23 protein-coding genes and 1 pseudogene are annotated in these 22,932 nt (G+C 74.5%); 9 read left to right on the forward strand and 15 right to left on the reverse strand.

What is annotated here, in order from left to right; all coding sequences use genetic code 11:
* The first annotated feature begins 8 nt into the window (after positions 1–8).
* Positions 9–512 (forward strand): hypothetical protein, encoded by a 504-nt coding sequence (locus ABZZ38_RS22030; RefSeq protein WP_356742524.1) that lies wholly within the window; start codon positions 9–11, stop codon positions 510–512.
* A gap of 58 nt (positions 513–570) precedes the next feature.
* Here the strand turns inward: ABZZ38_RS22030 and ABZZ38_RS22035 are convergent, their stop codons facing one another.
* From ABZZ38_RS22035 to ABZZ38_RS22045, 3 genes are all read right to left on the reverse strand, one after another.
* The gene (locus tag ABZZ38_RS22035) at positions 571–1,020 is read right to left on the reverse strand and encodes a hypothetical protein (RefSeq protein WP_356742528.1); all 450 of its coding nucleotides are present in this window, start codon (positions 1,018–1,020) and stop codon (positions 571–573) included.
* 178 nt (positions 1,021–1,198) lie between these two features.
* Positions 1,199–2,326 carry a DUF2786 domain-containing protein gene (locus ABZZ38_RS22040; protein ID WP_356742533.1) on the reverse strand — a complete coding sequence of 376 codons (1,128 nt, stop codon included), beginning with the start codon at positions 2,324–2,326 and terminating at the stop codon, positions 1,199–1,201.
* Complete coding sequence (locus ABZZ38_RS22045) at positions 2,323–2,718, reverse strand: helix-turn-helix domain-containing protein (RefSeq protein ID WP_356742536.1); 396 nt, start codon at positions 2,716–2,718, stop codon at positions 2,323–2,325. The genes ABZZ38_RS22040 and ABZZ38_RS22045 overlap by 4 nt, the downstream gene beginning before the upstream one ends.
* Positions 2,719–2,790: 72 nt before the next feature.
* Here ABZZ38_RS22045 and ABZZ38_RS22050 point away from each other — a divergent pair, with 72 nt between their 5' ends.
* Complete coding sequence (locus ABZZ38_RS22050; protein WP_356742539.1) at positions 2,791–3,612, forward strand: NAD(P)H-binding protein; 822 nt, start codon at positions 2,791–2,793, stop codon at positions 3,610–3,612.
* Between the two features lie 95 nt (positions 3,613–3,707).
* Here the strand turns inward: ABZZ38_RS22050 and ABZZ38_RS22055 are convergent, their stop codons facing one another.
* Complete coding sequence (locus ABZZ38_RS22055; protein ID WP_356742541.1) at positions 3,708–4,280, reverse strand: WHG domain-containing protein; 573 nt, start codon at positions 4,278–4,280, stop codon at positions 3,708–3,710.
* A 126-nt stretch (positions 4,281–4,406) separates the two neighbouring features.
* Between ABZZ38_RS22055 and ABZZ38_RS22060 the strand changes: the two genes are divergently transcribed.
* On the forward strand, positions 4,407–6,095 hold the full coding sequence (locus ABZZ38_RS22060) for a bifunctional 3'-5' exonuclease/DNA polymerase (RefSeq protein WP_356742543.1): 1,689 nt from the start codon (positions 4,407–4,409) through the stop codon (positions 6,093–6,095).
* A 76-nt stretch (positions 6,096–6,171) separates the two neighbouring features.
* Here the strand turns inward: ABZZ38_RS22060 and ABZZ38_RS22065 are convergent.
* From ABZZ38_RS22065 to ABZZ38_RS22075, 3 genes and pseudogenes are all read right to left on the reverse strand, one after another.
* Positions 6,172–6,451 (reverse strand): annotated as a pseudogene (locus ABZZ38_RS22065) (SigE family RNA polymerase sigma factor); the annotation flags it as partial.
* A gap of 162 nt (positions 6,452–6,613) precedes the next feature.
* Positions 6,614–7,000: a rodlin gene (locus tag ABZZ38_RS22070; protein WP_356742545.1), complete on the reverse strand. Its 387-nt coding sequence runs from the start codon at positions 6,998–7,000 to the stop codon at positions 6,614–6,616.
* A gap of 160 nt (positions 7,001–7,160) precedes the next feature.
* Positions 7,161–7,547 carry a rodlin gene (locus tag ABZZ38_RS22075; protein WP_356742547.1) on the reverse strand — a complete coding sequence of 129 codons (387 nt, stop codon included), beginning with the start codon at positions 7,545–7,547 and terminating at the stop codon, positions 7,161–7,163.
* A 177-nt stretch (positions 7,548–7,724) separates the two neighbouring features.
* On the opposite strand from ABZZ38_RS22075, the gene ABZZ38_RS22080 reads away from it, so the two are divergent.
* The 4 genes from ABZZ38_RS22080 to ABZZ38_RS22095 all read left to right on the forward strand — a co-directional run bounded on the left by ABZZ38_RS22080 (position 7,725) and on the right by ABZZ38_RS22095 (position 11,897).
* The gene (locus tag ABZZ38_RS22080; RefSeq protein WP_356742549.1) at positions 7,725–8,105 is read left to right on the forward strand and encodes a DUF6479 family protein; all 381 of its coding nucleotides are present in this window, start codon (positions 7,725–7,727) and stop codon (positions 8,103–8,105) included.
* A gap of 175 nt (positions 8,106–8,280) precedes the next feature.
* Positions 8,281–9,591, forward strand: a complete 1,311-nt coding sequence (locus tag ABZZ38_RS22085; protein ID WP_356742551.1) for a cytochrome P450 — start codon at positions 8,281–8,283, stop codon at positions 9,589–9,591.
* Between the two features lie 433 nt (positions 9,592–10,024).
* Positions 10,025–10,258, forward strand: a complete 234-nt coding sequence (locus ABZZ38_RS22090; RefSeq protein WP_356742553.1) for a chaplin — start codon at positions 10,025–10,027, stop codon at positions 10,256–10,258.
* A gap of 337 nt (positions 10,259–10,595) precedes the next feature.
* Entirely contained in the window at positions 10,596–11,897 is a 1,302-nt protein-coding gene (locus ABZZ38_RS22095) for a glycosyl hydrolase (protein ID WP_356742555.1), read from the forward strand.
* A gap of 24 nt (positions 11,898–11,921) precedes the next feature.
* Here ABZZ38_RS22095 and ABZZ38_RS22100 read toward each other — a convergent pair whose 3' ends face one another.
* From ABZZ38_RS22100 to ABZZ38_RS22135, 8 genes are read right to left on the reverse strand one after another with little or no spacing between them, the layout of a single operon-like run.
* On the reverse strand, positions 11,922–13,010 hold the full coding sequence (locus tag ABZZ38_RS22100) for a GNAT family N-acetyltransferase (protein ID WP_356742560.1): 1,089 nt from the start codon (positions 13,008–13,010) through the stop codon (positions 11,922–11,924).
* Complete coding sequence (locus ABZZ38_RS22105) at positions 13,007–13,696, reverse strand: lipopolysaccharide biosynthesis protein (protein ID WP_356742563.1); 690 nt, start codon at positions 13,694–13,696, stop codon at positions 13,007–13,009. The genes ABZZ38_RS22100 and ABZZ38_RS22105 overlap by 4 nt, the downstream gene beginning before the upstream one ends.
* Positions 13,693–14,778, reverse strand: coding sequence for a glycosyltransferase (locus ABZZ38_RS22110; protein WP_356742567.1), 1,086 nt, complete (start codon positions 14,776–14,778; stop codon positions 13,693–13,695). Before ABZZ38_RS22110 ends, ABZZ38_RS22105 begins: the two co-directional genes overlap by 4 nt.
* Entirely contained in the window at positions 14,775–15,512 is a 738-nt protein-coding gene (locus ABZZ38_RS22115; RefSeq protein WP_356742570.1) for a polysaccharide deacetylase family protein, read from the reverse strand. Before ABZZ38_RS22115 ends, ABZZ38_RS22110 begins: the two co-directional genes overlap by 4 nt.
* Positions 15,448–17,136, reverse strand: a complete 1,689-nt coding sequence (locus tag ABZZ38_RS22120) for a lipid II flippase MurJ (protein ID WP_356742572.1) — start codon at positions 17,134–17,136, stop codon at positions 15,448–15,450. The genes ABZZ38_RS22115 and ABZZ38_RS22120 overlap by 65 nt, the downstream gene beginning before the upstream one ends.
* The gene (locus ABZZ38_RS22125; RefSeq protein WP_356742618.1) at positions 17,129–18,466 is read right to left on the reverse strand and encodes an O-antigen ligase family protein; all 1,338 of its coding nucleotides are present in this window, start codon (positions 18,464–18,466) and stop codon (positions 17,129–17,131) included. The genes ABZZ38_RS22120 and ABZZ38_RS22125 overlap by 8 nt, the downstream gene beginning before the upstream one ends.
* Positions 18,466–20,118, reverse strand: a complete 1,653-nt coding sequence (locus ABZZ38_RS22130; protein ID WP_356742574.1) for an exopolysaccharide biosynthesis polyprenyl glycosylphosphotransferase — start codon at positions 20,116–20,118, stop codon at positions 18,466–18,468. Before ABZZ38_RS22130 ends, ABZZ38_RS22125 begins: the two co-directional genes overlap by 1 nt.
* Before the next feature lie 53 nt (positions 20,119–20,171).
* Complete coding sequence (locus ABZZ38_RS22135; RefSeq protein ID WP_356742576.1) at positions 20,172–21,326, reverse strand: glycosyltransferase; 1,155 nt, start codon at positions 21,324–21,326, stop codon at positions 20,172–20,174.
* A 425-nt stretch (positions 21,327–21,751) separates the two neighbouring features.
* On the opposite strand from ABZZ38_RS22135, the gene ABZZ38_RS22140 reads away from it, so the two are divergent.
* Complete coding sequence (locus ABZZ38_RS22140; RefSeq protein ID WP_356742580.1) at positions 21,752–21,991, forward strand: chaplin; 240 nt, start codon at positions 21,752–21,754, stop codon at positions 21,989–21,991.
* A gap of 324 nt (positions 21,992–22,315) precedes the next feature.
* Entirely contained in the window at positions 22,316–22,894 is a 579-nt protein-coding gene (locus ABZZ38_RS22145) for a hypothetical protein (RefSeq protein WP_356742584.1), read from the forward strand.
* Positions 22,895–22,932 lie beyond the last annotated feature (38 nt).

Below are 22,932 nucleotides of genomic sequence, written 5' to 3' on the forward strand. Positions count from 1 at the left end.
GACTGAACGTGCACAGGCTCATACGGAACCGGGTCGTCGCGGCGGTCGGTTGCCTGACCGCGCTCGCGCTGGCCGGCTGCGGTGGTGGCGGGGACGACAACAGGAGCGGCGGCGCCGGCCGGGAGAAGGACAAGGGCGGCGCGGTCACCGCCACGCCGTCCCCGGCCACCCCCGAACCGGCCGACGGCGCCACCGCCGCGGACGACGTCGAGGGCGCGTGGCTCGGCATCACCGACGGCAAGGCCGTGAACCTCACCATCAAGAAGGGGCACGCCGTCGTCCTGGCGGAGTCCCGGCTCTGCCAGGGCTCGGCCAGGAGCGCCCGCCCCGGCAGGGTGACGCTGGGCGTCAAGTGCCAGGACGGCAACACCGACCGGGCGACGGGCTCGGCGGTGACGAGCGACGGCAGGAAGATCGTCGTCACCTGGGACAGCGGCAAGAAGGACACGCTGACGAAGTCACCGCTCAGCGCCGTACCGTCGTCGCTGCCGTCCCTCCCGCCGCAGCCCTGAGGAGCGTCCTCGCAGGGGCATCGTCCGCGGGGCTGAGGGGACACGGCCCGGTTCCCCCTCAGCCCTCCTCCAAGGCGTCCGACAGGTCGCCCAGGGCCTCGCCGAGCATGCGCACCCTGTTGCGGACGACCGCGTCGGGCACCTCGTCCTCCGTGACGCGGGCCTCGTGGACCTCGTCCCGGCGCGGGACGCGGCGCTCCCGGATGTCCTCGGCGCCCCGCTCCGTCGCGTGGCGCAGCGCCTCCGTGAGGGCGGCGGCGGCCGGCAGCGGGGCGGCGTCGCGGTCCGGGAGGTGGGCCTCCATCAGCATCGTGACGCGGCCCAGCCGGGCGAGCGCCGCTTCCGCGCCGTCGGCGGCGGCGCGGGACAGGCCCCGGTGCCGAACGGGCTCGTGGGCCGCCCGCGCCAGGGCCTCCCGCCCGGCCACCCGGGCGGTACGGGTGGCGAGCACGGCCTCGCGCACCTCTGCGCCGTCCGGGGCGGCCGGGTTCGCGCAGTGGGCGAGCACGCGTGCGGCGTGACGCCCGTCCGCCGCCGGCGAGCCGGCCGCGCAGCCGGGGCGCCTCCCACGCCGGGTACACCGCGTACGCCGCCATCGCCGGCCCCCGCCCGCCGGCGCCGGCAGCACGCGCTCCGCAACGGTCCGGACCCAGGTCTCCCCGCCCACGCCGAGCAGGCCTCGCGGGTCACCCCGGCAGCGCGCCGCCCGGAGGGGTCGTCCTCACCCGGTCCGCCGCCGAGGTGCCGTGGTGCCAGCCCTCCGCGTCCGTCGCGCCCCGCACCCGTGTCGTGGTCGTCTCGGGGAACATCCGCTCCGTCCGCTCCGTCACGGCCACGTCCCGCGCCGCCAGGACCGGGAGCAGGGTCGGCTCCTCGGCGGTGACCCGGCGGGAGGTGGAGGCGAGCCGGTCGCCGAGCCGGTGCGCGTACGCCAGCAGGAACGACTGGCGGAATGTCTTCGTCCGCTTCCGGCCGCCCGCCCGCTGCGCGGCCTCCGCCTTCGTCATCGCGCCCGTGCCCTGGACGAGCAGCGAGGTGTACAGCAGCTCGACGACCTCCAGGTCGGGCTCGTAGCCGACGACCGTCGAGAAGCCGAACGCCTCGTTCCACACGGCCCGGCACCGGTTCGCGCCCGCCACCGCGTCCAGCAGGATGGCCTTGGCGGTCTCGTACGGCGCGTCGACGCCGATCCGTACCGCCGCGGGCTCGTCCGCGCTGTGCGTGCGCGCGGCGAGGGCCGCCTCGTCGAGGCTGTGCCGTGCCATCAGCTCCTGCGCCTTCGCGGTGAGCGCCTCCGCCTCCTCCGGGAACCCGGTCGCCTCCGCCTTGGCCAGCAGCGCCCGGATGCGCGCCAGCATGCGCGGCTCGCCGTGCACCGGCACGGCGTGCGACGGCGGCGCGCCCGGCGCCGGGCCGACCGGCCCGATCGCGGGGAGGCGGGCGAGCAGCCGGTACAGCTCCAGCACGGCCGTCGCGTACGAGAACCGGTCCGCGCGCCACTCGGCGTCGGGCAGTTCGGCGAGCTGCGCGTCCCAGCGCGGCGGCAGCGTCGCGTACGCGCGGGTCTCGGCGGCGACCAGGCCCGACACCAGCCGCACATGGTGGTCGTCGAGGTCACGCCGTACGAGCCGTACGACGTCGGCCGGCTGCCAGCCCCGCTGCCAGGCGCGACGCACGAACTCCTCACCGCGGCGCGCCAGTTCCGCGTCCGCGCCCGGGTCGGCGGCGAGCAGCGAGGCGCCGGTGTCCAGGGCGGCGTCGTCCCGGGTGTACAGGGCGGCGGCCAGCGCCCGCTCGACGGTGGTGCCGCTCATGTCCGTGACTGCGCGTCGTCGTAGGCGCGGCGGGCCTCGGCGATCACCGGACGGTGCGCGAGCGACCAGTCGACCAGCGCCTTGATCAGGTGGGTCATGCTGTGCCCGGTCCCGGTCAGCTCGTACTCGACCTGCGGCGGGATGGTCGGGTGCACGGTCCGTGTGACGAGCCCGTCCCGCTCCAAGCGGCGCAGGGTCAGGGTGAGCATGCGCTGCGAGATGCCGGGGACGAGTCGCTGGAGCTCCTTGAACCGCCGGACGCCCGCCGCGAGTTCCACCACGACGTGCACGGTCCACTTGTCGCCGAGACGGTCCTGCACGTCCCGTACACCGCACTCCTCCGCGCAGCTGACCACCGGCTCGGTGGTTACCTCTGTGTGCCCCGCCGACATGAAAGTGCCTCCTTATGTGGACGCCGCCACCCACGGACCATGGTCGCAGGCGTCGAACGGAAGGACCTTTTCATGTTGCTGATCACCGGTGTCTCGGGCGGCCTCGGAGCGCTCATCGCCGAGCGTGCGGCAGGGCGGCGGGACGTGGTGCTCGGCACCCGGTCGGCCGGTGCGGCCGGTGTCCCCGGCGCCCGCCGCGTCGACTTCGACGACCCCTCCTCCCTCCCGGACGCCTTCGCCGGCGTGCGGACCCTGCTGCTGATCTCGGCGGGGTACGGGGAGGACGACACCGTCGTGGCCCGCCACGAGGCGGCGATCTCGGCGGCCGAGGAGGCGGGGGTGGCCCACATCGTCTACACGAGCCTCTCCGGGGACGGCGACCACCTCCCGTACGCCCTCGCGCACCGCTGGACCGAGCGCCGTCTGCGGCGGTCGGCGGCGCGGTGGACGATCCTGCGCAACGGCCTGTACGCCGAGCTGCTCGCCCACCTCGCCCCGCCCGGCCCGGACGGCCGCGTCACCGCGCCGCTCGGTGACGGCCGTCTCGCCGCGGTGGCGCGCGCGGACCTCGCGGAGGTGGCGCTCCGGGTCGCCACGGACCCGGCGCCCCACGCGGGCCGGGTCTACGAGCTGGTCGGCGAGCGGGCGCTGTCGGGCGGGGACCTGGCCTCGGCGCTCGGCGCCACGTACGAACCGGGCACGCTCGCCGCCGCCCGCGCGGCCGTCGCGGCCTCCGGCGCGGCGCCCTTCCAGGTGCCGATGGTGACCGGCACGTACGCGGCGATCGCGCACGGCTTCATGGACGGCCGGGAGCTGCGGAGCGACCTGCGGGCGCTGCTGGGGCGGGAACCGCTGCCGGCGCTGGAGGTGTACGCGCGGGCGGTACGGGGGTGACGCGCCGCACCGTCCACAGCCTGTGGACGGTGGGTCCGCCGCGCGAGCCGCGCCGACGGCGCCCTGGACCGGGGCCACCAGGGCGGCGGGGCGGGTCAGCCGCGCGAGGGCCAGGTGCTCAGCAGCAGGTCGAGCGCGTCGAGCGCCCGCTCCCACGAGGTCTCCACATCGCGCGGGTGGGCGAAGCCGTTCGCGGCCTCGACGCTGATCCAGCCGTGGAAGGTGCTGCGCAGCAAGCGGACCGCGTCCGTCAGGTCGGGTTCGGTCAGTCCGTAGCCGCGCAGCACCGCGCCCGTCGTCTCGATGTTCCGCAGGTGGCCCGGCGAGCCGGCGATCACGGCCGGGTCGAGCCGCAGCTGGTTGGCCTCGTACCGCCCCGGGTGCTCCAGGGCGAAGCTCCGGTAGGCGTGGCCGAACGCCCGCAGCGCGTCGCCGCCCGCGCGGCCGGCCACCGCCGCCGAGAGGCGGTCGGCGAACTCCCGCGCGGCGAGCACGGCGACCCGTGTGCGCAGGTCCGCCAGGTTCTTGATGTGCGAGTACAGGCTGGCGTCCTTGACGCCGAAGGACCGCGCCAGCGCGGACACCGTGACCTTGTCCAGGCCCACCTCGTCCGCCAGGGCCGCTGCCGCCTGAGTCAGACGGTCGGCCGTCAGACCGGCCCGCGCCATGCGTCACCTCCCGGTGCACGACCTGGAGACCCCAGGTCCGGCACCACCTTATCCACGCCCGGACCACCCCCGGGTGGTGGATCGCCTCCGGCCTGATTGTCGGTGCCGGGTGTCAGACTCGCCCGTGTGAACGAACGCTGGGCTCTGGACTCCACCGAGGGCGGCGGGGCGCGGCTCGTCCCGCTCGGCGAGGGCGGGCTGCCCGCCGGTCCCGTCCTCACCGAGCCCGATCTCGTCGAGGCGGTGCGCTCCCGCCCCGGCGTGGGCCGGTGGGTGTGGCGGTCCACGGCCGAGATCCACCCCCGGCTGCTCGCGGCGGGGGTGCGCGTCGAGCGGTGTTACGACATCGAGGCCGCGGAGCAGCTGCTGCTCGGGCACGAGGGGCGGCTGGGTGAGCCGCGCTCGGCGGCGGCGGCCTGGGCGCGGCTGCACGGCCGCCCCGTACCGTCCGACCCGCCGCTCAGGGCGGCCGAACCGGGCTCCCAGTCGTCGCTGTTCGAACCGCCCTCCGGTCCGGGCGTCCCCTTCGAGGGCCTGCTGGAGGTGTACGCCGACCAGCTGCGAAGACACGAGGCCGCCGAGCACCCCGGCCGGATGCGGCTGCTGACCGCGGCCGAGTCGGCGGGGATGCTGGTGGCCGCCGAGATGACCCGGGCCGGACTGCCGTGGCGGGCGGACGTCCACCGGGGGGTGCTGCACGAGCTGCTCGGCGAGCGGTACGCGGGCGGCGGCGAGCCGCGCCGGCTGGCGGAGCTCGCGGACGAGGTGTCGGCGGCCTTCGGGCGCCGCGTCCGCCCGGACCTGCCCGCCGATGTGGTCAAGGCGTTCGCCCAGGCCGGGATCAAGGTGCGTTCGACGCGCCGCTGGGAGCTGGCGGAGATCGACCACCCGGCCGTCGAACCGCTCCTCGCGTACAAGAAGCTGTACCGGATCTGGACGGCGCACGGCTGGAGCTGGCTCCAGGACTGGGTACGGGACGGCCGCTTCCGCCCGGAGTACGTACCGGGCGGCACCGTCAGCGGGCGCTGGACGGCCAACGGCGGCGGGGCGCTGCAGATCCCCAAGGTGATCCGCCGTGCGGTGGTCGCCGATGAGGGCTGGCGGCTGGTGGTGGCGGACGCGGACCAGATGGAGCCCCGTGTGCTGGCGGCGATCTCCCGGGACCCCGGTCTGATGGAGGTGGCGGCCCACGGGGACGACCTGTACACGCGCCTGTCGGACCGGGCGTTCTCCGGCGACCGGGCGCACGCCAAGCTGGCGCTGCTGGGCGCCGTCTACGGCCAGACGAGCGGTGACGGCCTGAAGAACCTGGCCGCGCTGCGCCGCCGGTTCCCGCGCGCGGTGGCGTACGTGGACGACGCGGCGAAGGCCGGCGAGGAGGGGCGGCTGGTGCGGACCTGGCTGGGCCGGACGAGCCCCCGCGCGGCGGGCGCCGCGGAGGCGGACGAGGCCGGCCTCCCTCAGGAGGACACCGAACAGCCGCCTTCCGACGGCGAGTTCACGCCCGGGTACGCGTCGGTGAACGCCCGGGCGCGTGGCCGGTTCACCCGGAACTTCGTGGTGCAGGGCAGTGCCGCCGACTGGGCGCTGCTGATGCTCGCCGCGCTGCGACAGGCCACCGCCGGGATGCGGGCGGAGCTGGTGTTCTTCCAGCACGACGAGGTGATCGTGCACTGCCCGGCCGAGGAGGCCCCGGCGGTCGCCGAGGCGATCCGGGCGGCCGGCGACATGGCCGGGCGGATCACGTTCGGCGACACACCGGTGCGGTTTCCGTTCACGACGGCGACGGTGACCTGCTACGCCGACGCCAAGTGACCGCCCGTGCCGGTCACTGCCTGAAGGCCGGCCACTTCCCGCTCACCGCGACGCGCGGGGCCGGGTCGTCCGCCTACGCCGGCGCGGTGTCCGGCAGCTGGGCCATCGGCCGCTCGGTGGCCGAGCGCCGCCGCTGCCGCGTGAGGAAAGTGCGTACGAGGGCGGTCCGGGGCGTACCCGGGCGGGGTTGCCCACCCGTGCCATGCGTCCCCACATCGCGTACATCCGGCCCAGCGTCTCCTGCACCAGGTCCTCGCCGCGATGTCGCCACGCGCCAGCAGGCCCGCGGAGCGGAAGAGGTGTCCCGACCGTCCGGCCGCGAACTCCATGAATTCGTCCGCGCGTGACCTTCTCATGCCCTCCCCCTTCACCACCGCGGCGCCGCTGTCGCCCCCCCCTCACTCCCTTGACGCGACGGCCTGCCACAAATGTTTCGACACATGCCTCAGGGGCGGGCCCCGCATCCGTGGATTCGGATGCGGGGCCCGCCCCTGCGGTCACTCCGTACGGAGCCGGTGTCAGTCGGCCGCGACGCTGAAGTTCTCGGAGATGAAGTTCTCGAGGATGTGCGACAGAGCGGCGTCACCCTTGACCGCCGTGGAGTTCTCCGCGCACTGCTGGTTCTGCTGGTCGCTGAGGATGTCCTGCACACCGATGTTGATCAGGGCCGCGATGTTCTGGACGTCCTCGACGGGCAGAGCGATGCAGGGCTTGTTGAGCGTCCCCTGGATGAGCCCGATCTGCGGGCTCATGTGACCGCCGGTGACGGTGTTGCCGTACGTCTGGGAGGCGGCGTTGCCGTTCACGGTGTCGACCCCGTGGTCGCCCACCGCAGCGGCCATCGGCGCGGACGCGCCCAGGACGACCGCGGCCATGCCGGCGGTAGCCAGAACCTTCTTGATCATGGTCCATCCTTCTCGTCGAGAGACCCGCTGCTCGGGTCGTCCTGCCGCGCCCACTCGGGGAGGGCGCCATGCGGTTACCGAAGTCTTCGTGCGTGCGGCCATGGTGGCCGCAGTGGGGACCGGCCCGCGCGGACGTCGCGCGGGCCGGCGGCCACACTCCTCAGTCGACGGAGGCGGCGCCGTTCTCCGACAGGACGTTCTCGAGGATGTGCGACAGAGCGGCGTCACCCTTGACCGCCGTGGAGTTCTCGACGCACTGCTGGTTCTGCTGGTCGCTGAGGATGTCCTGGACACCGATGTTGATCAGGGCCGCGATGTTCTGGACGTCCTCGACGGGCAGAGCGATGCAGGGCTTGTTGAGCGAGCCCTGGATGAGCCCGATCTGCGGGCTCATGTAGCCGCCGGTGACGGTGTTGCCGTACGTCTGGGAGGCGGCGTTGCCGTTCATGGTGTCGACCCCGTGGTCGCCCACCGCAGCGGCCATCGGCGCGGACGCGCCCAGGACGGCCGCGGCCACGCCGGCGGTAGCCAGAACCTTCTTGATCATGGTCCATCCTTCTCGTCGAGAGACCCGGTGCTTGGGTCGCCCTGATCAACAGCCCCGGCCGGTTTCAGTTCCGCCATGTCACCCGAAGAGCGCAATCGACAAAAGACGGACTCACGGCTTTTACGACCATAGTTTTGTCTTTGTCTGACCGGGCGTGAGAGCGGGTACACGCGTCGTATGGACGCTCTCATCACCAACAGCATGGAAATGGCCGAGCGGGATCACCTCGTCGGGATCGGCCCGCTGGTCGCGGGAATCATCCTGGTCGGGTTCCTGATCGGCGCCTTTTGGCTGGGTCGGCGCATCAGGAACCGGGAGCCCGAGCCCCCGAAGCCGGAGGAGCAGCCGCACCGGCCGGCGGACGCCGGACTGCCCGGTGAGGCCGAGGGCTACCGCAGGCCGGCCGAGCTCACCGAGCGTGAGGACCGGGTGATGCCGTACGAGCTGAAGCACGAGAACACGGAGCCGGACACCTCGCCGCGCAGCGAGGACGACCACAAGTGGCGCGGCGCCCCGAGTGGCGGCTTCGGCAGCGGCGGCCCGACGACGGGCGGCTGACCCGTCCGGCATCCGCCCCGCCCGGGCGCCCGACCTCGTCCGGGCGCGCCGTTCTGCCCGCGTCCGGGCGGACCTCGGCGTCCGGGCACTCCGCCTGGTCCTGTGACCCCGCCCGGGTCGTCGCCCCCGGTTCGACCCGCCGTTTCGTGGCTGATCGCCCGGGAACCCGGGCCCCATGACCGGCACCGACCCGACGCGGCCGGGGCGGCACCCACCGCCCGCGGCCGGGCCGCACACGCCGGTCCGGCCGAGCGGGCGGGACGTCGCACGGCTGGCCGCCCAGGTGATCGCGCCGGGTCTGGCCTCAGGGGGCCTCGCCCGGCGCCGCGCGCAGACCCCCCTCGCCGAGCGGTACGCCGTCGACCGACGGGCGAGCGGCCTGCTCACGTCGCTGCGCCGCCGCTATGGACCGGGCCCGCTCCGCCTCGACGCCGCCGGGCGTACCTTCGCGGTCCTCCTCCTCCCCGAGGACGCCCGCCGCGTGCTGGACGCCACGCCCGACCCGTACTCCCCCGCCACCCGCGAGAAGGCCGCCGTCCCCGAGCGGTTCCAGCCGCGCGGCGTGCTCATGCCGCTCGGGACGCGGCGCGACGAGCGGCGCGCGTTCAACGAAGCGGTGCTGGCGTACGGCCACCGGTCGCACGACCTGGCGCCACGGATGGTGCGCGCGGTACGGGAAGAGGCCGGTGAGCTCCTCCGGGCCACCACCGCCCGGGCCGGGGAGCTCGACTGGACCTCCTTCTCGGCCGCCTGGGACCGCACCGCCCGCCGCGCCGTGATCGGGGACACCGCCCGCGACGACACCGCGCTCACCGCGGCGCTGGACGGCCCCCATGAGCGGTTCGAGCGGCGGCTGCGCGATCACCTCGACCCCCTCGGCCGCGCCCGGGCCGGGAGCCTCGCCGGCGCGCTCGGCACGGATCCGGCGGTCGAGGCGCCGTACTGGCTGTACGCGTTCGACTCGGCGGGCATCGCCGCCTTCCGCACCCTCGCCCTGCTCGCCACGCACGAGCGGCAGGCCCGGCAGGTCAGCGACGAACTGGCCGTCAGCGACCTCACCGAACCCCGCCTCCTGCCGTACACCCGCGCCTGCGTCCTGGAGTCGGTGCGGCTGTGGCCCACCACGCCGTTCCTGCTGCGCGAGTCGGTACGGGACACGCCCTGGGGTGATGAGACGCTCCCCGCCGGAACCGAGTTCCTGATGTACGCCCCGCTGTTCCACCGGGACGAGGCGCTGCCGTACTCCGACCGGTTCACGCCGGAGATCTGGCTGGACGGGACCGCGCAGGACGTCGAGGCGCTGATGCCGTTCGGCACGGGCCCGGGCGAGGGGTCCGGGCAGGACCTGGTGCTGCTGGTGACCTCGACGATGCTGGCGGTGCTGCTGGAGCGGCGGACCTACCGGACCGAGCCGCTGCGGGCCGACCGGCCGCTGCCCCGCACCCTCGACCACGTCCGGCTGCGGTTCGTCACGATTTCGCACTGATGCGGGCACACCCTGTGACATGATGCGAGAGCCTCGCCAGGGCTGCGAACGGAAGGTGCGGCATGGCTTCTCGCGCCGGGAAATGGCAGCGTGTGCCTCTGATTCCCCAGAGCAGGCAGGCGGCCGGGACTGAACCGTCGCCCATCTATTTCTCACTGATGCGCGAATGGAGGGCCCAGGGAAGAGCGACGCCCGGGGTTCCCGATCACGAATGGCAGGCGTTGGTGTCCCGCCCCATCTGGCCCGGCCGGTGAGCCATTCACCTGCAATCACCGCTCCGCGTTCGAGTGAACCGGCCCCGAAAGGTTGCTCGACAGTATCTTTTTCCTTTCGTATTAGCTGTGATTTTCGCAGTGGAAGCCGGGTCCGTCCGTGGGCTCGTTCGCCATGAAATCCGTGGCATGACTTCCTCCTGTGGAAAGGAAGTCGATCCATGAAGTGCAAGAAGGCCGCGGTAGCCGTCGCCGGCATCGTCATGGCCCTGGGTGCGGCCACGCCTGCCGCCGCCGACGCGGAGGCGAAGGGCGTCGCCGTGGGCAGCCCCGGTGTCCTCTCGGGCAATATCGTCCAGGTGCCGATTCACATTCCGATCAACGTGTGCGGCAACACCGTCAACGTCGTCGGCGCGCTCAACCCCGCCGCCGGCAACGTCTGCGTCAACAAGTAAGGCCGACACGGCGCCACGGCTTCGGCCGGTCAGGGCGAGCCGGTCCCGGACGCACGTTCCGGGGCCGGCTTTTCCCGTCCCTCCGGGGGCGCGCAGCCGCCGCTCCACCCCCCGCGCCAACCGTGGCGCCGTGTGCCCCGTGCCGTACACGAACCGCATGGCCGGGCCGTGGGACGGCACCGTCAGCTCCCCGCGCGTTCGTCGTCGATACCCCAAGTGGGCGATGAATTACACCGATGGTCCATTGAAATGCCGGGCGACATTCCCGGTCGGCCGAATAGGAATACTTTTTATCCATCTGACGGACGGCCCGGCGCCGCGCCGCGAAGGAGCAGAGATGGCCGATCGGACAGGGAAGCGAACGCGTACCCGGCTGGGGGTGCTCACGGCCGGTCTCGTCCTCGCGGGCACCGTCGTGGCGCCCGCCGGCCGCACCGCCGAGCCGCCTCCGGCGCGGGACCCCGTGCCACCGGCGGCCCCGGCGGTGACCACGGCGTTCGGCGCCTATCTCCACTACGGGCCGCCCGGCATCCAGCGGATGGAGGGGCTGCGGAAGTGGCTCGGCGGCACCGAGCTGCGGGTGGGCCACACCTACCTGCCCGGTGACCTGTGGAGCAACATCGAGGGCCGGCCCGACTTCCTGGAGCACTGGGCGCAGTGGCGGCGCGCCCGTGCGGACCGGCTCTTCGTGCTCAACGTCCCCATGCTGGCGCCCAACGAGGCCCGGCTGCCCGACGAGGCCGTACGGCGGATGCTGCGGATGGCGGCGGACGGGCGGTTCGACCGCCACTTCCGGGTGCTCGCCGAACACCTCGTCCAGCTGGGGGCGCCGGACACCGTCCTCGTCCTCGGCTGGGAGATGAACGGCATCACGTACACGCACCGGTGCGGGCCGGATCCGGAGGCGTGGAAGACGTACTGGAGACGCATCGTCACCACCATGCGGTCCGTGCCCGGGCAGCGGTTCCGGTTCGACTTCGCACCGAGTCGCGGGGAGGACGCCATTCCGTGGACGGAGTGCTATCCCGGCGACGACGTCGTCGACATCGTGGGCATGGATTCATACGACCAGCCCCCGGGCGAGAATTTCGACGATCAGGTGAACCAGCCTTACGGTCTGCGGGATCACGTGGAATTCGCCGCAGCCCACGGCAAGCCCATCTCGTACCCCGAGTGGGGCCTGTTCCGAAACGGCGACAATCCCGAGTACATGCGCCGGATGCTGGAATGGATCGACCGGCACCAACCCGTGTACCACACGATCAGCGACTACTGCCCGCACGGCGTCTGGCAGTGCGACGACAACCCGAAGTCGTCCGAGGTGTTCCGTACGATGCTGTCGCTGCCGAGGCCGCAGCCGAAGCCCGAGGAGGAGCGGCCGCGGCCCGAGCCCGTCGACCCGGAACAGAAGCCGAAGCCGGAGGAGCCCACGGACCCCGCCGCGCCGGAACCGGAGCCGGACCCCACGGCACCGCAGCCGAAGCCCGTCGAACCGGAGCCGAAGCCGGAGCAGCCCGCTGACCCCGCTGACCCCGCCGCGCCCGCCTGCCGGGAGATGGACCTCGGTCCGTGGATCCGCGAGTGGCTCGGCGGCACGGTGTGCGTCCCCCTCAACTGGCTCCGGCACCGCGCCTTCTGACCACCCGGCGCGGCGAACGGCGGGTCACCCCCCGCCGTCGCCGCGCCGCGCGTGCACCCGCTCCGCCGCCCAGCCGCGCCCGCCCGCGTACGCGGCGCGCAGCATCAGGGCGGGCCCCATCCGGCGGCGGGCCAGCAACAGCCGCTGGTTGCGGGCCGGCGCCGGACGCCACTGACGCTTGTACGGCTCGGTGCCGCGCAGCAGGCTGAGCGTGGTCCGGCCGCTCGCGCTGCACTCCTTGGCGCAGTTGCGCAGCAGCATCGTCAGCACGTCCACCTTGGTCGTACGCAGCACCGGATCCGCCCCGTACAGGTAGGCGCCCGACAGGCGCGGTGACAGCAGGGTGACGTTGGCGGCGACCACGTCACCGGCGATGCGGAACTCCGTCACCATCGCGTGCCCCGCCTCGGCCATCGGCCGCACCGCCCGCTCCAGGTGCTCGGCGAAGCGCGGGCTGAGGTGCTCCGCCGTCACGCGCCGGCCCGCCCACTGTCGTCGGTGCAGGTCCAGCAGGCGCCGCACGGCGCCGGGGATCTCCGACGGCGGGACGACGTGCTCCTCGACCCCCACGCTGTCCAGCTTGCGGAGCTTGGCGCGGGCCCGCTGCGCCCGCGCCCGCGGGAGGCGGCCGACCAGTTCGTCGATGGGGACGGGCGGCAGTTCCAGGCAGGTGGAGTCGGCGAGCCGGTGGCGCGGGCCCTGCCAGCCCGCCCAGATCCGCTCGGCGACCGCGCCCTCCCGTACCTCCCGCAGGTCGATCACGGCGGCACGGGCGAGGTCGCCGAGCGCCCGGGTCAGCTCGGGGACGGCCTCGGGGCACGCGTCGTCGACGAGCACGTCGGAGAAGTCGGTGATGGTGCCGCCCAGGTGGGTCAGCACCGGCACCGGTCCCGGCACCAGCCGCAGCGGTGCCGCGGCGACGAGCCGGCCGTCCCTGCGGACGAGGACGAGGCGCAGGCGGCCCGGGGTCCCGTACGACACCCACCACGAGTGCAGCCAGGAGTGCGCCTGGAACGGGGTGGCCGCCTGGCACCGGCGGTACAGGCCGGCCCACTCACCCGCCAGCCGGCCGAACTCCTCGCCGTCCCGGCAGACGGTCGTCTCCCAGCTCATACCGCCTCCGGCCGGGCCAGGGAGGGTGAGCCCGGGCCGGGTACGGGCGTACGGGCGGCCTCACCGGACCCGTACCGGTCGCGGGCGGTCCCCCGCGGCCGGACCAGCAGCGCGAGCCCGCCCAGCAGCCCGCCCGCGCAGCCGCCGACGAGCACGGACAGCGGCGCGGACGGCGAGACGGGCCGTGTCGGTGTGGCGGCCCGGGTGAACTGGAGGACCTTCACGCCGGTGCTCTCCTGGGTGTGGCTGCCCTTCTCCACCAGGGCCCGGGCCACGCTGTCCGCCATGGCCGCCGCGGTGACCGGGTCCGCCGCCCGGCCGGTGAGGGAGATCATCGGCGCGTCGGGCGAGGTCGCGGCCCGGACGCCGGCGCGCAGGGTGCTCTCCGGGACGCCGGCCGCGACCTGGGCGTCGCCGGTGACCGCGATGTCGGTGGCGACCCGCCCGTACGCCTGGGCGAGCCCCATGGCCCCGGCCGGGTCGGACGAGGCGGCCGGTACGACGATGACGTAGCTGGTCGCGGCGTACTGCGGGGTCGACAGCAGTCCGTACGCACCGCCGCAGGCCATCCCCAGCGCCACGGCCGCCGGGACGAGCCACCGGCGGCGACGGGCCCTCAGGGCGGTGCTCCTCAGCCGGGTCAGCCAGCCGATCACACGGCGTACGACAAGGGAATGGGGGCTCATCGGTCACTCGCTTCGTGGTAGAGGGACAGCAACTGCCGGGCGCTGTGCGCGATGTCGTAGCGGTGTACGGCGGGGGGCACGGGGAGCCGCTCCCCCGGGCCGGTGTCCAGCGCGGCGACCACGTCGGCGACCGACCCGCCGATCCGCCGCGCGCCGGGCGCCTCGCCGGGCGGCAGGTCGTCGAGCGCGGGACACGCGACGTACCGCACGGGCAGCCCGGCGGCCAGCGCCTCCACGACGGCCAGCCCGAACGCCTCGTCCGCCGACGTCGACACGAACACGTCCATCGCCGACAGCAGCTCCGGCAGCCCGCCCGACACCGCGCCCGCACACACCACCCGGTCCCCGGCGCCGCACTCCGCGGCGAGCCGTTCCAGCCGCCCCCGCTGCTCGCCCTCGCCGACCAGCAGCAACCGGGCCCGGGGCACCCGGGCCACCGCGCGGATCAGCGTGCCGAACCGCTTGCCCGCCACCAGCCGGCCCACCGCGCCGACGACGTAGGCGTCCGGCGCGATGCCCAGCCGCCGCCGCGCCGCCCGCCGCGCCCGCGCGTCGAAGGCGAAGCGCCCGACGTCGATGCCGTTCGGCACGACCCGGATGCGCGCGGGACGCACCCCCCAGTCGGCCAGACGCCGCGCCACGGTGTCGGAGACGGCCACGGTCGCGGTGCCGAGCCGTTCGCCGGCCAGGTACAGGGCGCGGGCACCGGCGCTCAGCGGTCTGCCCTCGATCCCGGTCGCGCCCAGCGAGTGCTCGGTCGCGATGACCGTGCGGACACCGGCGAGCCGGGCGGCGAGCCGCCCGTACAGGCAGGCCCGGTACAGGTGCGTGTGGACGAGGTCGAAACCGCCGTGCCGGATGTGCCGGGTCAGGCGGGGCAGCGCCGCGAGGTCGCGGTTGCCGCGCATGCCGAGGTGGGTGACGCGGACGCCGTCGGCGCGCAGCGCGTCGGCGACCGGGCCGGGGTTGGTGAGCGTGACGACGCTGCTGTCGGTCGCGTGGCGCATCTGCGGGAGCAGCAGGCGCAGTTGCTGTTCGGCGCCGCCGATGCCGAGGCCCGTGATGACGTGCAGCACCCTCATGAGGCGGGCACCAGGTCCACGCCGGCGCGCCGCACCCCGTGCAGCCGGCGCTTGGCGTGCAGCCGCCATGTGCCGTCCCGCTCGCCGATGTGCACCCGGGGCAGCGCGAACACACCGGCCAGCCCCGCCGGGGGGTCGATGGCGCAGCCGTACGCGTAACCCGCCTCGCGCACGGCCCGGGCCACGCGCGCGTCGAGGTGGCCGTACGGGTAGCAGAAGCCGTCCGGGGCCCGGCCGATGAGCGTGCGCAGCAGCTCCCGGCTGCGCGCGGTCTCCTCGCGCAGCACCTGGTCGCGGGCGGACGGCAGGGAGACGTGCAGCAGCCCGTGCGAGGCGACCTCCATTCCGGCGGCGGCGCAGCGGCGGATGCCGGACTCGGTCAGCAGCGGCTTGCGCGGTCCGCGCGGGTCCCACGCGTTGTCGCCGCCGAGCCGACCCGGCAGGACGAAGACGGTGGCCGTGCAGTCGTGGCGGCGCAGGATCGGGACGGCGTGCTCCAGGAAGTCGGCGTACCCGTCGTCGAAGGTCAGGCCGACCAGTCCGCGCGTGTCGCCGTGCCGGGCCGCGTACAGCAGCAGCTGCCGTACGCCGACGCCGCGCAGCCCGCGGTCGCGCAGCCAGCGCAGCTGCTTGTCGAGCCGGGCCGGGGAGACGGTCACCTGGTACGGGTCATCCCGGGTGTCGTCGATCGAGTGGTACATCGCCACCCAGGGGCGTGGGGTCCGAGGGGCCATGAGCGAGCCTCCGCGAAGCGGTACGGATGAGACGGATGAGGGAGTGGAGCAGGGAGGGAACCACCGGCGCCCGCAGCGCGCAGGCGACGGCGAGGAACACGACGGTGACGGTGAGGAGGGCGAGCAGGGTCGCCGTGAGCGGTGGGCCGGCCGCGCAGCACCACCCCGCCGCGGTGGCGAATCCGGCGGCCGCGGCGAGCCTGCCCAGGCCGCGCACGAGGCGGCCGGTGCGCAGGGGGATGCCCTGCCTGCGTACGCCGAGCAGGAGGAGGGCGGCGGAGAGCGTGATGCCGAGGGCGTTGCCGGCGGCGATACCGGTGGCGCCCCAGGGGCCGACCCAGGCGAGTCCGGCCGCGGCGGTCACGGCGACGCCGGCCGCCATGACGACGGCCGGGTACCACAGCGGCGCCGAGGCGGAGAAGTAGCAGCGGACCAGGGCGCTCACCAGGGTGTGGCCGAGCAGCCCGAGCGCGTAGACGCGCATGACGGCGGCGGTGGCCGCCGTGTCGGTACGGTCGAACGCGCCGCGCTGGAAGAGCAGCTCGACGATCTGCGGTGCGGCGGCGACGACCGTCGCCGCGCCGGCGAGGACGATCACGCCGGCGAGCAGCAGGTCCCGCTCGGCCCGGCGGCGGGCGGTGTGCGTGTCGCCCGCGGCCATCGCGCGCGCCACGACGGGGAAGGTGACCGTGCACATCATGAGGGACAGCACCATGGGCAACTGCGCGACCTTCTGCGCGTAGTTGAGGTGCGAGATGGCACCGGCGGGGAGCGGCGCCGCGAGGAACCGCTCGACGAGGACCTGCGACTGGCGCGTCACCGTGAACACGATCACCGGCGCCAGCAGGGCGACGACGAGCCCGCCCGTACGGCCACCGCTCCGGCTGCGGGGGGCGCCCAGGCCCCGCACGGTGCGCCGCGCCCGCAACCGCCGCCACAGGGAGGGCGCCTGGACCAGCACCATCAGCGCGCCGCCGGCCGCGACCCCGGCCGCCGCCGCACGCACGCCCCACCGGGCGCCGAGCAGCACGACGGCGGTGATGATGCCCGTGTTGTACGCGACGTTGATCGCGGCCGGCGGCAGGAACCGCCCGTGGGCGCGCAGGGCCGCGCTGCAGTACCCGGCGAGCGTGAAGGTGAGGACGCAGGTCGCGGTGAGCCGGGTGCAGTCGACCGCGAGCCGCTGCTGGGGCAGCCCGGGTGCCAGCAGGGGTACGAGCCAGGGCGCGGCCAGCACCAGGAGGCCCGCGGCGACCCCCATGCCCAGGACCGCCTTGGGCAGCGTGGCCCGGACCAGCGCCCGTACCGGGTCCTCCCCGGCGGCCGCCTGCCGCCGGGCGAGGGCGCTGCTGAACGCGGGCACCAGGATGAGCGCCATCGCGTCCTCGATGAGCAGCGTGGCGGCGAACTCCGGCACGGTCCAGGCGACCAGGAAGGCGTCCGTGTCGGTACCGGCCCCGAAGGTGTGGGCCAGCAACTGGTCGCGGACCAGCCCGAGCACGGCCCCCGCGGCCGTCAGGGCGGCCGTGAGGAGGGCGGCGCGGGCGAGGAGACGGTTGGACGGCCGCCAGGGGGCGGCGCCGGGCGGCTCGGCGAGCGCGACGGCCCGCGCTGCCTCAGCCACGCGCCGCCACCGCCCCGTCGATGCCGACGTCGACGCGAACCGGGCCGTGGGTGTCGCGCGGTACGAGCGCCCACCAGGCGGCGAGACCCAGCACCACCGCGGTGAGGACCGTCGTCGGGCCGCCGATGTCGGCGTACACGAAGTCGACGAGCTGCCAGACCAGCAGCCCGATCGCGACCAGCGCGCAGTCGGGCGCGGCGCGTTCGGGCCTCCGGCGGTCCGCCCACCGCGCCGGTGACAGCCCGCGCAGGGCGCACACCAGCAGCGCCAGCCAGCTGCCCACCAGGGTCAGCACGCCCAGCAGCCCCTGCTCGCCGAGGACCAGCAGGTACATGTTGTGCGGCGAGAGCAAGGGCTGCCGCGCGAAGGCGTGGCCCGCGCCCGCGGTGTCGCTGCCCGACGAGAGGGCGAGCGAGGCGTGGCTGTCGCGGTACTGCGGGAAGCCCTTGAGGCCCACGCCCGTGAGGGGCTCGGTGCGCCACATCGCGCCCGCCGCCGCCCACATGGTGTACCGGTCGGTGACCGACTGGTCCGGCGCGGCCGTGACCTGCGTGATGCTCGCCACCCGCTCCTCCAGCATCCGCGAGCCGGCGCCGAACCCCGCGACCAGCACGACCCCGAGCGCCCCGGCGACGAGCCCGACCCGCACGGCCCTGCGTACGCCGGACAGCGCGAGTTGCAGCCCGCAGGCCACGACCGTCGCGATCCACGCGCCCCGGCTGAAGGAGACCACCAGCGGGAGGACGAGCAGCCCGGCACAGACCAGCGCCGCGGCCCGGACCCGGCCGGGCGGCCCGAGCGCGATGCCCACGGCCGCCACCAGCCCGTACGCGACGACCGTCGACATGCCCATCACGTCCGTGGGCCCGAACGTGCCCACCGCCCGCACGTCCTCGCCCTGGTACGACGCGCCCGTGCCGGTCAGGTACTGGACGACGCCCACGGCCCCCTGCGCGAGAGCGAGACCGATGAGCGCCCAGCTCACCAGGGCGAAGTCCCGCCGGTCCCGTACCAGCAGCACCACGGCCGCCGGTACGAGGACGAAGACCTGGAGGTAGCGGGCGACGCCCGGCAGGGCGCCCGCCGGGTCGTGGGAGGCGACGGCCGCCGCGCACACCCCGATCACCGGCAGGCCGAGCACGACGGCCGCCACCCGGTCCAGCGGGCGTGCCCGGGCGCGTACGGCCCGTACCAGGCAGAAGGCGACGAGGACGGCGGAGGCCGCGTCCGCGACCGTGCCGCCGCCTTGGGTGTTGTCGCCGGGCGGCACGGCGAGGAGCGCGACGACGGCGAGCAGGGGCACCAGCGGTGCCCAGCGCGGGAGGGGCATCAGCTGCCCGCCGGGCGGAGCAGCGAGGCCGCCGTACGCAGCAGGATGCACACGTCCTGCCAGAGCGACCAGTGGTCGATGTAGTGGTTGTCGAAGCGGCACCGTTCCTCGATGGAGGTGTCGCCGCGCAGCCCGTGCACCTGTGCGAGCCCGGTCAGTCCGACGGGCATCCGGTGCCGCGCCGCGTACCCGGGGTGGACGCGGCTGAACTTGGCGACGAAGTACGGCCTTTCGGGGCGCGGGCCGACCAGGCTCATGTCGCCGCGCAGGACGTTCCACAGCTGTGGCAGCTCGTCGAGCGAGGTGCGGCGCAGGAAGGCGCCGACGCCGCTCATCCGCTCGTCGTGGGCGACGCTCCAGCGGGTGGCCGCCTCCTGGTCGTCGGCCGGGCGCAGGGTGCGGAACTTCAGCAGGGTGAACAACCGGCCGTCCTGGCCGACGCGTTCCTGGCGGAAGAGCACGCCCGGGCCGTCCGACAGCCGGATCGCGGTGGCGCACAACAGCAGGAGCGGCGAGATGAGGAGGAGCATCGGCGCGGCGACGGTGAGGTCGAGGAGCCGTTTGGGCAGCCGGCCGCGGTGGTCGTGCGGCGCGTCGATACGGCGGCACGCGAAACCCCACAGGTGCCGGCTCATCCCCGCCCCGGCGCCGGCGCCACGGCCGACCAGCCAGCCGGCGCAGCCGTGGTGGCGGAACAGCGTGACGAGGTCGGGCCGGTCGTCGTCGGTGAACACCGCGTCGCGTACGCCGTTCTGGATGACGGCCCGCTGGATCTCCTCCGTCGTCGTCAGCACCGGCAGCGACGACTCCGGCGTGGCCGCCCGGTGGGTGCTGACGATGCCGACCGGCCGGATCCCGTACTCGGGATGCTGGGCCAGCGTGCCGACCAGCCGCTGTGCGGCCGGGAGGGGGCCGACGACGAGCGCGGAGCGCGGATGGGCGCGCACGGCCCGGCGGCGCCGGTGGTGGACGGCGGCACGGCAGGCGGTCACGAACGCCATGTGCAGGGCGTATGCGGAGGCCAGCGCCGCCGGCCCGACGGCGTGCCGCGGTGACTGCGCGGCGAGCAGCGCGGCGGCCGCGCACCACCCGAACGCGGCGCGCCCGGCGAGGGCGGGCAGTTCGTCGAGTACGGAGGCGAGGGGGCCGGGGCGGTACAGCCCCGCCTGCGCGTTCAGCGCGGCCACGCAGAGGGTGAGCTGCATGAGCAGGGCGGCCTCGCGCTGCCCGGCGGCCAGCACCAGGGCGCCCAGCAGCACGGCGACGCAGTCGACGGCGACGAGCGACGCGGTGAAGGGCGGCTCGGCCACGGACCGGCGCGGCGGCAGGGCGACCCGGTCGGGATCGGCGGAGGTACGCGGGGGGCCGACGGAGGGGAGCGCGGCACCGCCGTCCGCGGCGCGGAGCCCGTCGGCGAGGCGGGCGCCGTCCGAGAGGCGGGACCCGTCCGAGAGGCGGGACCCGTCCGAGAGGCGCGGACCGTCGAGGACGCGGGACCCGTCCGCCAAGCGGGACCCCTCGGCGAGGCGGGACGCGTCCGAGAGGCACGCGCCTTCGAGGGCGCGGACGCCGTCGAGGGTACGGGCGCCGTCCGCGAGACGGGACCCGTCCGCCAGGCGGGCGGCGTCCAGGGCCCTGGGGCTCTTCGTCATCCCTGCGCCTTCCGTGGTGCGCGGGCTTTCCGTGGCGCGGGTGCTTTCCGGGGTCACCGGGCGACCGGCTCTCTGAGGCCGGGGGCTCGGCACGGGTCGGCCACCTCGCGGTACACGTCCACAAGGGCCGCGCCGGCGCGCCGCACGTCGAATCCGTCGCGTACGTGCCGCTGGGCCTCGCGGCCCAGGGTCTGCCGCAGCAGCGGGCGCTGGAGCAGCCGGATGAGGGCGGCGGCCAGCGCGGTCGGGTCGTCGGGCGGGACCAGGCAGTGCGCCTCGTGGCCGGGTGGCAGGCTCTCGCGGGCGCCGTCGACGTCGGTGAGGAGCACGGGGCGGCCACCGGCCATGGCCTCCAGGGGGGCCAGTGCCATGCCTTCCCAGCGGGACGGCAGGACGACCAGGTCGGCCGCCCGGTACCAGGGCGCCGGGTCGGCCACGGCGCCCGCGAAGGTGACCGAGCGGGGCGCGGCGGCACGGAGCGCGGCGGCGGACGGGCCGTCGCCGACGAGGGCCAGGCGGGCCCGGGGGACGTGTTCGACGACCGTGCGCCACGCCTGGAGCAGCGCGTCCTGGCCCTTCTGCCGGCACAGCCGGCCCACGCACACGACGAGGGGCGAGGCCCCCTCCGCGTCGGACAGGCCGAGGGCGGCGCGGGCGGCGGCACGGCTCGGGCCGGCGGCGAACCGGGCGACGTCGACACCGTTGTGGACGACGGACCAGGGCGCCCGGACGCCCGCCCGTACTCCCCGCTGCCGTTCCGCCTCGCTCACGCAGACGATCCGGTCGGTCCAGCGGGCGGCCCAGCGCTCCCAGTGGCGGGCGATCCGGCCGGTCAGTCCGTCGACCGCCTCGAAGGACCAGGCGTGCGGCTGGTAGACGGTGGGGATCCGCCCGCGTACGGCGATACGGGCGGCGAGCCCGGCCTTGGCGCTGTGCGCGTGGACCAGGTCGGGCCGTACGCGGTCGACGATCTCCGCGACGCGGCGGCACTCGGCGGGCAGCCGCCACCCCGGGTCCCGGCCCGCCCGCCAGGGGTGGACCTCACCGCCCGCGGCGCGCACCGCCGACACCAGCGGCACATCGGGCGGGCAGGCGACGACCACCCGCATTCCCTGTTCCTTTTGTGTACCGACCACGTCGGTGACCACACGGGCCACGCCGCCGTCGCCGGGCTGGACAACATGCAGTGCGGTGAATGGGGGACGCACGCGTGACCCTTTCTACGAGGCTTTCTGGAAAGCGGGTGGCAGTGAGGGGTCGGCGCAGTCGGGCGCGCGGCGGACGTCGGTGGAGTACGCCGGTGATGCTGGTCGTCGCGTCATCAGGTCGTCGTCGTCCGCGGAAATCGGCGGAATCGGCGGGCTTCCCGCTGCACCACGTAATAGCGCGCCGAATTGGATGGGCCGGAAGGAACGAGCACGAACGTTACAACTCAACAACCACAATCCGAAGCATGTGAAACACGTTCCGTACAACTTCCGCACGGAGGCGCGCTCTTCGCGCACGTCCGTGTCTCCCGGCCGCTCATCCGACGGTTCACCCATTCGGTGGCGCAACCGGCGAAATGCTCGGGCGTTGTTCCTGTGACCGGGCACGTCGGCCCGCAGCTTCACCGAACTAGGAGTTCCTCACCATGTCCCGTATCGCGAAGGCAGCCGTCCTGACCTCCGCCATCGCCGCGTCCGTCGCCGGCACGTCCGGTGTCGCGGCCGCCGACGCCATCTCCGAGGGCGCGGCCGTGGGGTCCCCCGGTGTCATCTCCGGCAACCTCATCCAGGTGCCGATCCACATCCCGATCAACCTCTGCGGCAACACCATCGACATCGTCGGCGCGCTGAACCCGGCCTTCGGCAACGTCTGCGTCAACGACTGATCCGGGCCACCCCCGGCATCCGGTGCGCCATCCCCACGGGGTGGCGCACCGCCCTATTTCGGGGTCGCTTTTCCTCCGCCGCCCCATCGCGCACCTTGCCCCGCAAGCCCCTTGCCGTCCCCTTCCCGCTGGGGTCCGCCACCCTATCGGCGGCGCTGCGTCATATCCCGGGACCGGCCCTTTGCCGCCCCTTTCCGCAGGCCAGGCCCGGAAATTCACCCGGCGGGCCGAGTCACCCTGCGTAACGCATCCGATTGCGAGGCGCGTTCAGCCGTCCCACGGTGATGTCACATTCCCGACGCATCCTCACCGGAAGGATTTCGCATGCGTCTCCTGACACCCCGCCGCTGCGCGGCCACCGCTCTCTGCGCCGCCCTCACCCTCGGCGCGGCAGGCCCCGCCGTCGCCCACTCGGACTCCGCCCACGCCCCGCTTCCGAAGGCCGAGAGCCTGATGAAGCAGGTCAAGCCGCTGGACGACGCCGCCACCCTGCTCGACCCGATCACCATCCTGCTCACCGCCGTAATCACGGCGAACGAGGGGAAGCTGGCCACCGCCGACGCCACGAAGTACAGCGCGAGCATCGACGCCGCCATGGAGGCCATCCGCAAGTCGAACGCGGCCGACACGCCGAACGCCCCCACGGACGAGACGACCGCGGACGACTCCCAGGTCAACCCGGCCCCGGACGCGATGGACGAGGCGCTCGCCAACGTCGACAAGGCCGTCGACGAGCTGGTCGCCGCGTCGACCAAGGGCACGACCGCCAACGTCGAGCTCCAGGTCCAGGCGACGGTGAAGTCGGTCGCGGACATGCTCCTGGTCACCGCCAAGAACGCGCAGGCCACGCCCGCCACGAACCTCCCGGCGCCGAACGACATGACGCAGACGCCCGCCGTCTGACGCGCCCCCGCGCCACCCGGACCCGGGACCGGGCCCCA

The sequence above is a fragment of the Streptomyces sp. NPDC006368 genome, assembly GCF_040612535.1.
Taxonomy (GTDB): domain Bacteria; phylum Actinomycetota; class Actinomycetes; order Streptomycetales; family Streptomycetaceae; genus Streptomyces.